Source organism: Allomuricauda sp. TY007 (assembly GCF_010468565.1).
GTDB lineage: Bacteria > Bacteroidota > Bacteroidia > Flavobacteriales > Flavobacteriaceae > Flagellimonas.
The window spans coordinates 29,659-46,175 of record NZ_WUEG01000008.1; the positions used below are offsets into that span (position 1 = coordinate 29,659).

Here is a 16,517-nt window from a genome sequence, read left to right on the forward strand (position 1 = left end):
AGCGTCCGTGTTATATTTTAACTTTATAAATGCTGAAAGAGCGAGATGGCAGGGTAATGTTCAACTGCCCTCCATCAATGGTTGCCGAACTTTCTTTTGGACTGATTTTCATAGGTTCTTTAAAAGAGTTTTCAGCTTCTAAATCGTCCATGGCCATGATCAACACGTCAACATTTTCTTGTGTGTTGCCGCCTTCCACTGAAATGGAAAGGTTTTGTCCTGCTTCCGATGTATTTACCACCTTTATGATCAATTCGTTGGTTTTGGCATCTTTTACAGCGCTGGCATACAGTCCATCTTTTCCGATAATCTTTTCTCCACCTTCAGTAATCTTCAAAAGATCGGTACCTGCATTGGTCGCGTACATTTTTTGTACTTGATAATTTGGTGTTCCAAACGATTCCAAATTATTGAACCAAATCATGTCGGGTGTCCATTGCCAACCATCGGTATGTGCCATCAAGGGTGCATAAGATGTTAGGTGAACCACTTCGGCATTTCTTTCCAAACCAGTCATAAATGCTGCTTCGGATAATGCTGCATTCCAGTTGTTCTTGTTATCGGGACTTGCAGTCGCAACGGTTTGGGCGGCGTACTCACCAGCAAAGACCCTAGGCCCTTTTCTATCATAACTGTCATAACGGTCCGCATTTTCGCGGAACCATTTTGGTGGTTTGTAGTAGTGCTCGTCAACAATTTCGGCATTCATTTGCTTAAGCTGCTTCCAACCGTATTCAAAATAATCTCCTTCTGGGAAAGGTCCGCTACCTGAAACTATGATGATTTCAGGATATTTTGCCTTGATAGCCTTTTCGAAGACCTTGTATCTTTCTATGTAGGCAGGTCCCCATTGCTCGTTTCCAATTCCAATGTATTTCATATTGAAGGGTTCTGGATGTCCCATATCAGCACGAACCTGACCCCAAGCAGTGTTGGTATCTCCGTTCGCAAATTCAATTAGATCCAAAGCATCTTGCACATAAGGACCCATTTCGTCCATCGGCACCAACTCACCAGTGTTAAACTGGCAAGCGATACCACATCCCAAAATGGGAAGGGGTTCAGCTCCCATATCTTCGGACAATTGGAAGTATTCGAAGAATCCAAGTCCAAAACTTTGGTAATAATCGGGTGTTGGTCGGTGGGCAAATTCGGTGTTCCAGCGGTTTACCAAAATTTCCCTGTCTTCAATATCCCCAACAGTTTTTTTCCATTGGTACCTTCTAGCCAAGGTTCTTCCTTCTACAATACATCCACCTGGAAAGCGCAGAAACCCAGGGTTCATATCATCCAACAGTTGCACCAAATCTTTGCGAAGTCCTTTTTTTCTTCCTTTCCAAGTGTCTTGCGGAAAGAGGGAAATCATATCCAAATCTATTTCCCCTTCTCCTTCGAATGTGATTTTGACCTTTGCTTTCATTTCTGATGTATTGGCGGTAAAAGTGGATTCGTAGGTCTTCCAAGAATCACTATCTGGTGTAACCGATGTCTCACCGAGTACATTATCCAATGAATCTATTACTTGAAGTTTGATTTTCTGGATATCACCAGAGCGTTTGGCCGCTTTTACGGAGAAATCGTATTGAGCGTCTTCTTTTATTCCCATTCCACGGAAGCCTTCGTTGATGAGGGCATATCCTCCATCATTTTTTACTTCTACGCGGGCAAAATTGTGATTGGTCCCTTCTTCGGAATATTTGACTACTGATAGGATTCCCGACTCATTGTTATAGGAATGTCTATCGCTATTGGGCTCAACCCAACCTATTTTGGGCAAAGTGAACTCAAAGGAACGGTTCTTGATCATTTCGGCATACAGCCCGCCATCTGCGGCAAAATTGATGTCCTCAAAAAAGATTCCGTACATCGTAGGTTGAATTTTTATGCCCCTATCTTCCATATTTACGACCAGTTCCCTATCAATTTCGACAACGGTACTCTCGGCTTTGGCCTCTTCTTGATTTTTACAACTATAAAAACCAGAGACCAAAACCTGTGTTAAAAACAATGCTCTAATCAATTTTTTCATGTTGTTCAGTTTGTGCATTTTTTATTTTTCCGTTGGCAACCATACCTTCATTTTCCCAATTCCCCTATTGGACCAAGCATAATAGGGTATGGCGGTCAAATTATCGTTGGATATGGTGTTGACCCCTCCCAAAAGATTAGGTCGCATATTGACCTGAAATTCTTCATCGGTGGACAAAGCTATTTTTTCAAAGCCACCCTTATTGTCAATCTCTTCCACTGCATAAACCATTGGGCCATGTTCCAAGGACATTTTACCCTTGTTTTCCGCTACCAATTGATTGGCCTTCACCTTTCTCACCTCCATTGGGAATTCTAGTTCGATCACATCTCCTTTTGTCCACTCCCTTGAAATGGTGAAATAGCCTTCCTCGGCCTGAACATCAAGTTTTTCGCCATTCAGGCTTATCCTGTTTTTTTCATTGACCACGGTGGCATATTGGTAAAGGTCACCGGGCAGCACTTCGTTCCTGGCCCATCCAGGAACCCTGAACTTCATGGTAAACTTGCCTGCTTCGGTGGGATCAACCGTCAGCTTTACTTTGCCATCCCAGGGGTACGTGGTTTCCTGTGATAGTTTTACGGTTTGAGCTTTAAGGTCTACCTTGGCATCGTTCGTTGCGTACAGGTTTACAAAAACCGTATCGTCCGTTTTGGAATAGATCAGACCTGGCATGGCAGGAAGGAATCGTATGACGTTGGTGGGGCAGCAGGAACAATCGAACCAGTCCTTTCTTGTACAGGCCCCTTGATTGAATTTGTATACCCCATCGGATTCCAAGGCATTGGGATAAAAGAATTTTTGACCATCCAAAGAGAGTCCAGAAATCAACCCATTGTACAGGGTTCTTTCAATCACATCAAAATACTTTACATTCCCTGTCAGGTTGTGCAATCTGTGGTTCCAATAAACATCGCCGATTGCTGCACAGGTTTCATTGTAAGCTGTCAGGTTGGGCAATTCGTAGTTCTCACCAAAAGCCTCCCCTTCGTGTTTGGCCCCGATTCCACCGGTGATGTACATTTTCTTGTTCACCATATTGTCCCAAAGGGCGTTTACCGCTTTCAAATATGCAGTATCCTTTTCAATGGCGGCTATATCCGTCATTCCCGCATACATATATACTGCCCTTACGGCATGCCCAACCACTTCATCTTGGTCTGTCACGGGCACATGATCCTGGGAATAATCACCAAAAAGCTCGTGATGTTCCGGTTTTCCTCTATGGTCCAGAAAGTATTTGGCCAAATCAAAATAGTCCTTCTTTCCAGTAGTTTGATAGAGTTTTATCAAACCTGTTTCAATAATCTGGTGTCCCGGCACAGCAGCAATTTTACCTTCCCCCTCACCAAAAGTCTGCACCATCAGGTCCGCATTTTTTATGGCAATGTCCAGAAAGTTCCGCTTCCCAGTAGCCTTGTAATGCACCACGGCAGCTTCGAATAAATGTCCTGCATTATAGAGTTCGTGGCTCATGGCCAAAGATTCCCAACGTTCACCCTTGTCCACCTTTACCCAACTTGCCGGGGGGGTTGCGGGGTCTATGGTCCGCCAGGTAGTAAGATATCCATCCGTTTCCTGTCCCACTTTTATGATGGACACCAAGGAATCCAGCAATTTTTCCAGTTCGGGGTTGGGTGCGCTGATCAGCGAATTGGAAGCCCCCTCTATAATCTTATACACATCCGTATCATCAAAGGGCATGGCCCCTTTAACAGAGCCTTCCATCTCACCGCCGGCAATCAAAAAGTTATCAAAGCGTCCTTCTTCCTCACATTTGTCCAATGCGTATTCAATGGTTTTTTCCTGAACCCTTTGTATTATCGGCAACCAGAATTCATCCTTCAACTTTACATTTTGGATGTTTACTGGCTCTATAGCGTAATCAGGTGCCACACTCACCTCATTCCCTTGTCTTTGTTCTTCCTTGGGTTGCTGTTTACATGATACCATAAACAACAATACTCCTCCTGTTATCAAAAGTAGTTTTTTCATTATCTCCTATTTTCCCTGTAAGACAATGAGTGAATGTGCGGGAATGGTAAGCAAAATTCTACCCTTTTTCAATTTAGCTCCCTTAAACTCCTCCGGGGCCACCTTTTCGGGATTATCAAAGGAATTATGGTCCTGTAGCTTTTCCGATGTCAAGATTTGTCCAGAAATGTTTTTGATGTCCAAACCGGAAATATCCAGCTCTACGGGCATATTGTTTTCAGGATCTATGTTTACCAAGGAGATATGAATTTTGCCCGTTTCGTCCTTTGATGCGGATACAGATAAGGCAGGAAGTCCCCTGAACATTGTATTTTCTTCAATTTTGGATGGCAACAACTGCGCATCTTGATGCACTTTGTACATGTGCATGACGTGATAGGTGGGGGTTTTGATCATTTTTTCCTCATCGGTGAGGATTACGGCCTGCAACACATTTACCATTTGGGCCAAGTTTGCCATCTTCACCCTCTTTGCGTGGTTATTGAAGGTATTGAGCACCGTTCCTGCAATCATCACATCACGTATGGTATTCTGTTGGAAAAGCACCCCGCTTGCCACTTCTGGTTCGGCATCGTACCAGCCTCCCCACTCGTCCACAAAAAGATCCACATTACCTTCAGGATCGTACTTGTCCATGATTTCGATATGCTTGGTAACATACTCCTCCATTTTCAACGCCTGTTCCATCGACTTGAAGTAAATCTCGTCATCAAAATTGACAGATGGCCCTTTGTTGGACCAATCAATGACTGCGTAATCATGAAGGGCCACGGCTTCCATTAACTCATGAGGTACATTTTTCATCAGGGTTTCCGTCCAGTGATAATCATCTTCCGATGCACCGGATGCAATCCTATATACTTCGGTCTCACCGGACCAACCTGGCATAAAGGTGGCGTACTGACGGTAGATGTCAGCATAGTACTCGGCAGTCATGTTTCCACCACAGCCCCAGGTTTCGTTGCCAACCCCCCAATATTTTACTTTCCACGGCTCTTCCCTGCCATTTTCACGGCGCCAATCGGCCATGGGGCTAATCCCGTCATGGTTGGTGTACTGTACCCAGTCTATCAACTCCTGTACAGTGCCACTGCCCACATTGGCAGAGAGGTAAGGCTCCGCACCCAATTCTTCACAAAGGTTCAAAAAATTATGGGTTCCAAAGCTGTTGTCCTCTGTGGTTCCGCCCCACCATCGGTTCACAATAGTAGGCCTATCTTCTTTGGGCCCTACCCCATCTTTCCAGTGGTAGGTATCGGCAAAACATCCTCCGGGCCATCTTAGATTTGGGATATTGAGCTCCTTAAGGGCCTCGATAATATCATTTCGGACTCCATCGGTATTGGGAATGATTTTGTTTTCCTCCCCAACATAAAGCCCTTCATAAATGCAACGCCCCAGATGTTCGGCAAAATGGCCATAGATATGTTTACTAATTTGTGGCGAATTGGATTCTTCTGTTATTTGAACCACAACCGATTGTTGTGAGAACAACTGTATTGAGAAAATCAGGCAGAAAAGCAAGGCAAAATATTTCATAAAAAACTGAATTACGGTTTTACAAAAAGTCAAAAAAAGACCATGAACCTACCATGGCCTTAACTAAAAATTACTAAACTTAAACCAACCCAAACAAGCCTACTCAATCAACTATTGAATATTACTTTTTGAAGTGTTGTTTTTACATTTATAAATATAGCAAAAGTTTTAGCGTTAAAACAAATTAAATTACAATTTTTATGTGTTTAATTTACACAACAAAAATTTAAAAGACAATCAACTGATTTTATGTATTTTAAATATCCTTAAGTACTGAGCAATTTTTTTTATTGTAAATTTTGAAGGGACCCAAAGAGATTTTGGGGCCATTTCCGTACTGGATATTTGTCAGAAAAAATTAGTTTTAAGAATTTAGGACCCATGGAAATACCCAAAGAAGCAAAAGTGGCCAAAGACATCAATTCGCAACTCAATTTTTATCAGAAAGAAGATCAGGTCCTTTTGGCCGTGGACTGTATTATTTTTGGTTTCGACAAAACCAACCTGAAAATTTTGTTGATCAAGCGTAATTTTGAACCTGAAAAGGGGAAATGGTCCCTAATCGGCGGGTTCTTGAAAAAAAATGAAAATCTTGATCAAGCTGCGATACGGGTACTGAACACCCTAACCGGATTGAGTGACATTTACATGGAACAGCTCTACACCTATAGTAAGGTAGATCGGGATCCTGGACAGCGAACCATTTCGGTGGCCTATTTTGCCTTGATCGATGTGGATTCCCATCAGTTTGACGGGATTCAAATCGATTCGGCACGCTGGTTCGACCTTGATGAAGCTCCCGAGCTGATTTTCGACCATAATGAAATGATCCGAAAGGCCATCTCAAGATTGCAGCGCAGGGCCATGACCATGCCTATCGGTTTTGAACTGCTCCCCGAAAAGTTCACCATGCGGCAGCTTCAAAATCTTTATGAGTCCATTTTGGACAAAAAACTGGACAAGCGCAACTTTATCAATAAGATCAATTCTTTGGATGTGTTGGTGAAATTGGACGAAAAGGACATGACCGTTTCGCGCAAGGGTGCCTATCTGTATGTTTTTGATAAAGAGAAATACGAGAAAAAAGTGGAGGAAGATGGCTTCAGTTTCAAGCTTTGATCATAGATCAAAGCTTGTGCCGATTAATCTTTTACTTTTGAAGGCTTTGTTTCCACCATCAACTTTTTGATTTCAATTTCGGTCAAGGCATGATCGTACATCTGCATGGATGCCATATAGCCCGAATAATTCTCCCCTATATCGGAAGCCCCGATTCGTATTTTGGCATCATCAATCTGTGAGGCCAAGGTCATGATTTGTGAGTTGTCCAATTTGCCATCCACATAGATTTTCTCTGCTACCCCATCAAACGTTAACACAATATAGTGCCATTCATTAGCTGATGGAAGATTGTTGTATTTCATATCAAAATGGCCATCCAAGTGTGCTGCAGCTCCATAGTTGCCACTGTTAAAATGCAAAGCATTGTAGGAATTGGCCAGATTAAACCTGAACCTATCGCACCAGGACACCAAACACTCATCCTCTTTGCCTATTTGCGGATTTTTGACCCATGTGGCCACCGTAAATGCTCCGTTCCATTCCAGACTTTTTGGAACTGGTCTGTCCAAAACAAGTGCCCCCTTGGTGAAGTTGAATGCCCTTGTCCCTTCCGCATCCTCTTCAATGGTCACTTCGCCTTCTTTCTCAAAATTTCCCCCAATGTTCCCTTTGTTGGGCAGAATGGCAAGGTCATGTTGGATAGGTAAATCATTTGCATCAATAGCTACCAATTGCCTATTTAAACTTTTTGCTCCAGGGCCTTTTTTTGATGGTTTGTTTTGCAAATTCAATGGAATCTCAAATAAAGAATCAAATACCTTGATGTTCCAAACCGCTGCGTACAGACCTGTTTTTTCTGCATCCAGCACACTAAGTTTTAAATAGCGAGCATTGACATCGTTGTCATCAATCATGGGACTACCGGAAACCTTGTTATTGGAACGATCTGCATAAAGTTTCCAGTTTTCACCATCAGAGGAATATTCTAGTTTATATTGGTAGTAATATCCTGCAAACTCAAATTGGGTCATTACCCTTTTTATGTCGGTCAGTTTGCCCAAATCAATGGTCAAATCCTGCGGAAACGAATTGTCTCCAGCTTTCCACATAGTAGCGTTATGGTCGTCCGTGGCAAAGGACGGCTTGTACCGATAATTGTATCGAAGCGACTCTAAACGGTAAAAAGAAGAGGCTATGGCCTTGGTATTTTTTGCCAAATTGATCGGGACATCCGATTTCGCCAAATCCTTAAGGCTTGTTTCACCTGGGATTACTTTTTTGATGGTGGAATCGTTCTCGAAAACCATTTCATCCATACTTACTTGACGAGACAAACCACCACGTGTCATGGGATAATCGTGCTTGTGGTAAACAATGTAATAGCGGCCGTCCTCTTCCAACACAGAATGATGCCCAGGCCCATGAACGGTTCCCTCCTCATTGGTACCAAGAATAGGATTGTTGGCCCCAGGGGTAAATGGTCCGTATGGGCTGTCGGAATATGAATATCTTACGTTATAGGTTTCATCATGGCAAGAGCCTCCCGAATACATTAAAATGTATTTATCCCCTTTCTTTATCATATAAGCTGCCTCAAAAGGTTGCGGTGTTTCTTCTAACGGAATGTTCTTTGCGCTGCTCACCTTTGTCATGTTTCCACTGTCCAATTCACCTATGGCATACCCTCCATTATAGTGGACCCAAGTTCCCCAATAAGCGTAAATTCTTCCATCATCATCCTTAAAAAATTGGGCATCCAGAGAAGGAAACCCTTCCCTTGGATAATTATGGGCGATTACTGGAGTATCATCCTTATTCAATTTTTCCCATGGTCCAACAGGAGTGTCGGAAACATACCCATAAATATTACATCCAGCCTGACAGTTACCAAAATACAGATAGTATCTTCCATCTTCTCCTTCAATAATATCAGGTGCCCAAAAATTTCTCAGATTAACAGATTCCAAGGAGGGAACTTCCATGGTATAATTGTACCAATGCTCAAAATCCTTGCTATACCAAACCGTAGGCACCCCGGATGCCAACATTTCATTATCCGTTGTGGCGTAGATATAGTAGGTATCACCAAACTTTTTGATGGTAGGGTCTGCAAAGTACCCAGGAAGGATCGGGTTCACATTTTCAATAGAAAGCTGCCCCATCTTTTGCTGTCCAAAGACATTGCCCCATGCCAAAATCAACAACAATATGTTCAGCACCCTATTCTTCATTCAATTCCTCAGGTTAATCCTCTAATTTTTAAAGTTTGATGACAGTTTCCTTCTTGCCCAACTCAATTTGATATGCTCCCCGCACTTTTTTGAAAGGAAGTTCAAGCTCTCTTCCTTCCACACGTAAGTAAGCGAAGGGCGTATGTGCTGTTTTTTCTTCCAAAGTCAGGGTTACACTACCTGTTTCATGATTATAGGACACCGTTTTAAACGATCCGGCATCCAATGTGAGCCATAGCTTTTTGGGAGCAATGAACACTTTGGACTTTGCGGCCGTGGTCAATTCCATTTCCACCTCATCCCCTTTTTGGGACAAATTGCCTCCAAAGGCCAACCAGCCTAAATCTTCATCTTTGACAAGGTAGGAAGAGGTGTTCACTGCATATCCGTAGAAACCGGAGCCATAATCCCCAGAAATGCCATCAATTTTAAGGGTTGATGGGTATGAATGGAACGCTGCCGGGCCAAAACCATCTTGAGTAATATTGGAAATTCCGCCCAAAAGACCTCCGTAACCGACTTTCAATAGATACAGATCATCTGGTTTTTTTCTAAAATGGCTCAACAACGGAATGGCATTCAACGATGACCCGTAATGGTGGATTTGACGTTCCACCCTAGATGTCTCCCCTGCTTTTCCTCCATATAAGAAGTCCCAGTATCTTCTGGCATTTCCGTTATAGCCCCAGTGTGGCATAGTGGGCATGTAAGCCAAAATGGCATTCAGGGTAACCATCGCCTTTCGGTCATATCCGAAGTAATCGGACCACATATACACTTCCTCTTGTCCTGTGGAATCCCAAGGCATTTCACTGCCAAAAGGATAGTCCAAAGCCTTCCAGTGGTCCGCTCTTTCCTTCATCCGCTCTTCCAAGTCCGTGGCCATATTTGTAAGCCCTTCATTTTTCAAATCTTCAAGAATAAAAAGGAACACGGAACCTTCCATCTGTCCGAACTGGGCATAGTAGGGAGCTTTCTCCACCATGGCCACACTGGTGTGGTAGGCATTTTCCAAATACCAATTCCAAGGACGGTTGTCCACAAGCCCTTCATGGTAACGAGACAAACGGTACATTACCCAATAAGCAGCAGCTACGTGTGGATAATTATAAGACCTTCCCGGGTCGTTGGCATGTTCATGATCCCACGCGGCCCAAGTGTTGTAGTTGATTTTATCACTGTAAGTTCCTTTGGGCAAAGAGTCGGGTTCGTAGTAGAACACACTTTTCTTAACTCCATATTTGTTGGGACCATCATTATACTGTATTCCTCCCCACAAGGTTTCATCAATAAACCCTTGTATTTTTTTGATTTCTTCTTTATCAGGTTGCACCAATTGTTTCATCACCGCGGCCAACCAACTTCCTGCTCCGCCTTCATCACTCAATCCACTGATCCAGACCCTTCCATCCTGCACTACCTGTTCTTTTTTTTCATAATCGTAGCTAATGGCCGAGGGATTACGCCCAAAAGGATCATTGGGATCATCAAACCATTGCTCTGTAGTCAAAAAATGGCCAAAATCCTTGATGACATCAGCTTCAGGCTTGATGACTTTGTAATTAATGGTTTGTTCAACGCCATCATTATACGTTATAGTAAGTCTTGCTCGGCCCCATTTTTTACCTTGAACGAAATATTTTTTCTTTCCAGAAGCGGTTGCACCTTCTTCTTTAACCTTTAAAGCCCCATTGGGCTCAATATTTATAGAAGCTATATCATTTTTGTAATCAACAAACAATTGACCCTCTATATCTTGAGGCAACACATAACCCGGCACACCTACAGCCACAGGATGCTCTTCTTTTACCAAGGTTTCTTGAACATTCTTGATACCCTCTGTAAGGACAAATTTTAAGGCAAAACTTTTGGTTTCGTTCGGCTGAAGCACCAACGATGTGGGTTTGTTCCACTGCTCTACTCCTTTCCACTCTTGTTCGGCGTAAGCCTTGCTGTGGACCATCCATTCGTGAAAACCTTCAAAAACAATGCTTTTTGGGGTGGCATCGTCTAATAAGGGCCTGTAAGCTTCAAACCCCATGTTTTCTTTGGGCAATACTAATAAAGCAGAACCTTCACCGCTCAATCTTTTTACTTCCAGATACCCTGCATCTTTACCAATGTAGGGATCAAAAAAAACGTTCTGGGCATGAGTTTCGGTCAATGATTTACCTTCGAGGATATTATTGAAAATCATCGGAACGCCCATGGCTCCTATTTCCACAGTAGTGTTCTGCTGATTGGTAATTTCAAAACGCATTACCAGTTGTTTGTTGTCCAACTCATAATAGCGTTTTACCGAAACAGGTATGTCACTGGGCAAGGTGTTGGCCAAGTCGGCCGCTGCCAAAACATTTCCATATGCTTCTAAGGGGGTTACCGCTGCCCGATTGGTAGCAGTGGAATAATCCTTCCACTTTCCATCTACACCTTTTATCCTAAGGTTGATGTCGCCCAAATGATACAAACTGTCCTTATCCCTGATTTCGAGACGCTCTCCCGGTGTGAAATCAAAATAGGGTTCGCTATTAGGTCTAAGGGCCGCAACGGTTTGTGATGCCCTAACCAGTTTTAATTTAAAATCGGGGGTGTTGAATTTTTGGTAAACATCGGCAATGCCCAAGGTCGATTCCCTTTGCTCCACCCTGCTCCAATAGGTTTCTTGTGCTTTTATGGTTGATATGGCGGCCATACACAATGCGGTGACCACCCAAAACTTTACATGCTTCATTTTTAGTGTCAGTTTAGTTTTAGAAGAGAGGTGGATTACCTCATCCTATTTTAATATAATCTGTAAATGCTTATTTGAATGCAGTGGAAAACTCCCACTTGGTTTTATAGTTTTTGTTTAAAGGAAGGTCTTGCAACAAAGCGCGCAATAGCTCTATGGGCATTCTGCCTTCTTTCATTACCCGATCATGAAACTGTTTTTCCGTCCAACCCTTATCCAACATTTCGTTTCGAAGGGCATAAAACTGGAGACCGCCCATCATGTAAGCCAATTGGTACAATGGCGGATAATTGGTCGTAAAAGAGCGCCTCACCTCTGCCTCGGCATTGGCATACTCATGACCAACTTCATCAACCAAAAGGTCGATACATTCCTGCGGGGTCATTTCACCTAAATGGAATTTGAGCGAAAAAATGATTCTGGCGCATCTGTGAATTCTCCAGAACAGCATACCCATTTTTTGTTCCGGGGTTTGGGGAAATCCCTTGTTCCAAAGAATAATTTCCCAATATAATGCCCATCCTTCCGTCCAAAACGGATTATAAAAAGGTCTTCTATAACTTTTGTGACGGCTGGTCATGAAATACTGCAAGTTGTGCCCTGGCAACAATTCGTGCTGCACCGTGGGAAATGAGAAATTCGGATTGTTGCCCCGCATGCTCATCAACTTATCGTTATGATCCATTTCCATGGTTGGATAAGAAATGATGATATCCCTACCTCCCAAAAAGAACGGATTGACCTTTTGCCTTTCGGGGCTCATCATTTTCATTCCCCAGGTTTCCTTGGCCAAATCCGGTAAGGTAATCAAATCCCTTTCTTCCACAAATTCCACCGATTGGCTGTAAAGGTCCATGATGGCCTCTGGCTGTTCCCCTGCCGGAACATAGGTGTTCTTTACATGTTCCAAGGCCTTTTTCCAGTCATCGCCATACCCCAATTCGCGGGATGCCTTTATCATCTCGTTTTTGCACCATTCAAATTGCTCTTCGGCAGTTTTTATGAGTTCGGCCGGAGTGTAGGGAATGAATGCCATGGATAGGCTTTCATTCAATGCGTCCTCACCGATCGGTTTACCTATAATGCCGCTGCCATCGTCCTTGACACTGTTCTGTGAATAGTTGTTTTTAAGGAATTCGGCATAAGCGGTCAACTTTTCGTTGAGTTTTTCATAGGGTTTTTCCACCCACCATGTAAAGTCCGGGTCGTATCCGTAGTAAAAATTGTATGCCTCTTCCAATCCTTTTTGGAAAGAAAGCATCAACTCTGAAGCTTTATCGGCTGTTTGCCAATCCTTAAAGGGCTTGTTCTTCCATGATTCCATTTCGGAATCAATGGCTTCGGTGGCATCTTGAAATGTTTGTGCCAGTTTTTTAGCGTCCGGCTTTTTGCCCCTTCGTCGGTCTTGGATAAATGGAAAAATATCCTTGGCAAAATTGCCTACATCGTCAACTTCTTTATAGGCATCATAATCCTGATTTAAAAAGTATTCGCCCTTGGTCACTAGGTTCTTTAAAAGAATATAGTCCACCTTGCCTTGCTGTGATAAAGAAGCAAAATCAATATCCCCCATTTTCTTTTCCCAGTCGGAATAGAATGTGGAGAAACGCTGGTAATATTCTTCGGATTCATCAACAATGTATGTTCGGTTCAACGCCCAGTTGTCCGCTTCAAATTCAGTGACGATATCCGCCATTTTACTGGTCTGTGCCGTTGCCAAAGAGCCGACCATGGCCAACGTTATGATTCCTATTTTCTTCAAACCCATACTGCTCATGTTTCGTTTTTTTGTTTTCTACCTAAAGGTAGTGATTGGTTTTGCTTTTCATTGTACACCATCATCTTATTCCAGTGTCACGTCCAAATACACCGAATGGCGTCCATACGTCTCATAAAAAGGTTTAAAAAGCACTCCATCAATGGTAAATTGCAATGTTTTGGGGTCACCTTTTATGGTTTTACCTATATCCTCTGCATCCAAGGTTACTTTACGCCATTCGTTTCGTGCCTCGGGTTCCTGTGCCACCAACAAAACAGGACCGTAAAAAAGGCTAGCGATGTTCTGTTGGTCCATTACGGGGTCCAAATGGAATTGGAAGGGCATTTCCAAATCAATAAGGTCTCCATCTTTCCATTTACGGCTTAAGGTAAGGTAAGTACCTGGCACAGCTTCCACTTTTTCAGGTTTACCGTTCACTTTTACAGAAAACCCTTTGGTAGCCCATTGCGGCACCCTAATGTTCAAATCAAATTTTCCTTTGCCTTTTATGGTCAACTGTGTATTATCTTCCTTCGGAAAAGCGGTTTTTTGCTCAACAGTGATGTTCTTCTCGGTCCATTCCAATGTTGATGGAACAAAAAGGTTTACATAAAGTGCCTTATTATCCCTGCTTTTGAAGTAAATGGAGTTTTGGAGCTTGGTACTGCTCTCCAAAGCGGTACCATTGCAACAGGTAAAGCCACTCATATCTGCATTTCCGAACCGCTTGACAGAACCTGGTCTCAATGGTACATGATAGGTATTGGCCGGACTGTCCTCCGCCACCGATGCGAGGATATGATTGTATAGTCCACGCTCGTAATAGTCCATTAATTCGGTACGTTGATCAAAAAGGAATAGATTTTTGGTCAGTTTGAGCATATTGTAGGTGGCACAGGTTTCATTTTGACCTCCCGATGAAAAACCATTTTCGTATAATGTAGCTGGTTGAGCGATAAAGCATTCCGCGTTCGTGGGATTTCTGGCCCCAGCAACCCCGCCTATGCTGTACATGTAATCATTTTTGGCTTTGTACCAGAAATTGTCGGCCACTTGGTAATATTCAGGGGATTCCGAATCGCGATATATTTCCAACGCTCCCACAATTTGGGGAATATGCTGATTGGCATGCAGTCCACGAAAGGAGTCTACATTTTTGGCCAATCCATGCGAATGTTCTGCATCACCAAAAAACATTTTGATATTATCGAACAATTGGGCCACTTTGAGGTAACGGGGTTCATCGGTGATTCTATCCAAACGGGCCATGGCCTCGTTCATACCCCCAAACTCACCTGCAATATAAGTGTTCCACATGCTAATCAATGTATCGGTAGGTAGCTGGCTCAATCGGGCATATACCCAATCGCCCATTCCTTTGGCAATCTCAAGTGCTTTTTCATTTCCACTGGCTTCGTAAATGTCCATTAGTCCGGCCAAAATCTTGTGCAAGGTGTAATAGGGCGCCCAAATTTGCGTAGGCTGTGTTCCGTAGGTCGCTCCTTTTTCCAACATAATAAATTGGTCTGGCGGATAGGCGCTTATAAATCCTTCGCCCCAATTCCAATAATCGGTTCGGATACCGTTTTCGCTCAGATCAGAATCATAGGTTGATTTACCTGGGCCTGGAGGAACCGCCGTTGGGTCTGCTTCGTATTCCCCACCTGTATTTACCGGCTTCCCTGACATTTGTGATAGCCTGTACAATACATCCACCATGTAATCCATTTTATCGGCAAAGTTGGCCTGTAGTTCTTTATCGTAACCCGTACTGGCATAGGCTTGGGCTATTGCCGTAAGGTAATGTCCTGTAGCATGCCCCCGTAATTTGGTTTCTTGACTGTCCCATACGCCCAAGGGTTTTGCTCCCTCTGGCTGTTTCTGACCAAAGGCATTTCGGAACATATAGAGAAAGGAATCCGGGTTGGTCTTCGCCAATGTATTTATAAATTTGTCCCGGTTTTCAATAAATTTTGTTTGCTGACCATGGGCATCGGTATTGAGTGATACCTGATCCAATCCAAAAACGTCCAGTTTAAGGCTGGGTGTATCCGATTCTTTACCTGCTTTTACCGTAACTCTGGCCTTTGGTTGAAAATCCGTACCGGAAACCTGACCTGTGACCACATAATTTCCAGGTTTTGAAACTTCGGAATTATCTGTTGGGGATGGCCACAACACTCTCACTTTTGGGCCTTCGACTCCATTGCGATATGTGCCTTGGACGAAACGGGGCAATCTTGGTAAAAAACCTACTTCGGTTTCTACATCAACATCAGTAACACCTACCAAATATTCATTGTACAATTGTGGAGTATTTGGAGTGAATTTTGGAAGATCATCTTCTGGTTTCTCTCGTTTCACTATTTCGTCACCCTTCAGGGCTATGTAGTGTATCCTTGCTACCTGCTTTTGGCTCAAAGGAATCCGGTACAATCTAAAATCGTGAATTTTGGCATTGAGGTAAGGATTTCCTGATGTAATTGACCTACCTATATAAAGTAGATTTTCGTGCGTGAACAATTGCCACAACTCCATATCCATATTTTCAACTTTGGCCACTTGCTTTCCATTGATGAAAGTGCTCATGGTTTTTGATGGAATATCGAGAACCACGGCAAGGTGGACCCATTGGCCAGTTTCTATTTTTGAGTTTGGTGAAACAGCTTCATACGCTTTCTTACCATCTTTGATTATTTGCACTTGGTATCCTTGGTCGTCTTGGGTACCCGATGGGGCAACAAAAAAGTGTGTCCTACCATCCTTCCCAAAATCAAAAAATCGTTGGCCAGACTCCAGTGTCTGAAAGTTGACCCAGGCGGTAATACTCAGGGATTCTTCCCCTTCCAGAGATTCACCGGGAATGGAAACATAGGATTTGCCGTCACTGGACAAGGACAGCACTTTACCAAACTGTTCATCGTCTTCAAATTTGGTGTTTGGTCCATAGATTCTTCCATGGAGGTTATTTCTGGACCAATCCTTGGCATCCCCATCAAAAATGTATCGGGAAACCATCCCCGTTTCACCAATTCCGTCCAAAATCTGATTCCCGCTCTGTGCTTGTACAAAACTTGTACCCCAAGCAGAAAATAATATTATTGCACCAACGAACAACTTACTTAACTTCATAATTACTCTTTTCTCCATTACTTATACTAACCTCCGGTC

At 43.1% G+C, this 16,517-nt stretch carries 8 protein-coding genes; 1 reads left to right on the forward strand and 7 read right to left on the reverse strand.

Going from position 1 to position 16,517, the window contains the following annotated elements; all coding sequences use genetic code 11:
- Positions 1 to 10: 10 nt before the first annotated feature.
- From GO009_RS10040 to GO009_RS10050, 3 genes are all read right to left on the reverse strand, one after another.
- Positions 11 to 1,900, reverse strand: a complete 1,890-nt coding sequence (locus GO009_RS10040; protein WP_239057444.1) for an alpha-L-arabinofuranosidase C-terminal domain-containing protein — start codon at positions 1,898 to 1,900, stop codon at positions 11 to 13.
- Between the two features lie 150 nt (positions 1,901 to 2,050).
- The gene (locus GO009_RS10045; protein WP_163626084.1) at positions 2,051 to 4,024 is read right to left on the reverse strand and encodes a glycoside hydrolase family 127 protein; all 1,974 of its coding nucleotides are present in this window, start codon (positions 4,022 to 4,024) and stop codon (positions 2,051 to 2,053) included.
- Between the two features lie 6 nt (positions 4,025 to 4,030).
- Positions 4,031 to 5,563, reverse strand: coding sequence for an alpha-N-arabinofuranosidase (locus GO009_RS10050; RefSeq protein WP_163626085.1), 1,533 nt, complete (start codon positions 5,561 to 5,563; stop codon positions 4,031 to 4,033).
- A gap of 381 nt (positions 5,564 to 5,944) precedes the next feature.
- Between GO009_RS10050 and GO009_RS10055 the strand changes: the two genes are divergently transcribed.
- On the forward strand, positions 5,945 to 6,682 hold the full coding sequence (locus GO009_RS10055) for an NUDIX domain-containing protein (RefSeq protein WP_163626086.1): 738 nt from the start codon (positions 5,945 to 5,947) through the stop codon (positions 6,680 to 6,682).
- A 23-nt stretch (positions 6,683 to 6,705) separates the two neighbouring features.
- On the opposite strand, the gene GO009_RS10060 is transcribed toward GO009_RS10055, so the two are convergent.
- The 4 genes from GO009_RS10060 to GO009_RS10075 all read right to left on the reverse strand — a co-directional run bounded on the left by GO009_RS10060 (position 6,706) and on the right by GO009_RS10075 (position 16,478).
- Positions 6,706 to 8,856: a family 43 glycosylhydrolase gene (locus GO009_RS10060; protein ID WP_163626087.1), complete on the reverse strand. Its 2,151-nt coding sequence runs from the start codon at positions 8,854 to 8,856 to the stop codon at positions 6,706 to 6,708.
- Positions 8,857 to 8,884: 28 nt separating this feature from the next.
- Complete coding sequence (locus tag GO009_RS10065; protein WP_203532431.1) at positions 8,885 to 11,587, reverse strand: DUF5695 domain-containing protein; 2,703 nt, start codon at positions 11,585 to 11,587, stop codon at positions 8,885 to 8,887.
- Between the two features lie 70 nt (positions 11,588 to 11,657).
- Positions 11,658 to 13,364: a DUF885 family protein gene (locus GO009_RS10070; protein WP_239057441.1), complete on the reverse strand. Its 1,707-nt coding sequence runs from the start codon at positions 13,362 to 13,364 to the stop codon at positions 11,658 to 11,660.
- Between the two features lie 66 nt (positions 13,365 to 13,430).
- Positions 13,431 to 16,478 carry a beta-L-arabinofuranosidase domain-containing protein gene (locus GO009_RS10075; protein WP_203532432.1) on the reverse strand — a complete coding sequence of 1,016 codons (3,048 nt, stop codon included), beginning with the start codon at positions 16,476 to 16,478 and terminating at the stop codon, positions 13,431 to 13,433.
- Between the last annotated feature and the right edge of the window lie 39 nt (positions 16,479 to 16,517).